The 255-nt window shown below is 60.8% G+C and carries 1 protein-coding gene; it reads left to right on the plus strand.

Annotated features, from left to right (window positions below; all coding sequences use genetic code 11):
- A partial coding sequence (locus tag L6D80_RS29960; protein WP_236183118.1) for a hypothetical protein occupies positions 1–255 on the plus strand: 255 nt, incomplete at both ends.

Genomic DNA, 255 nt, shown 5'->3' on the forward strand with positions numbered 1-255 from the left:
TTGTGCCGTCGACACTCGATCCGCGGGGGCGGGCGCAGCGAGTTGACGCCAAGGGCTTGTCTGGCTCGACTTACGTGGATATCGCGTTGCCTAACCCCGGTTGGGTATCGATGGCGCCTGGTCAAGTACTGACCGTATCGGCGTATGTTCGAGGCACACAAGACCTGGTGAGCGAGTTGTACCTGCAGTACAAGAACAGTAGCGGCGCCACTATCGGGACCCACGGCCCGCTGCGTACGACTCTGAGCGATACCT

The organism is Pseudomonas ceruminis (assembly GCF_021602025.1).
GTDB classification, from domain to species: Bacteria; Pseudomonadota; Gammaproteobacteria; order Pseudomonadales; family Pseudomonadaceae; genus Aquipseudomonas; species Aquipseudomonas ceruminis.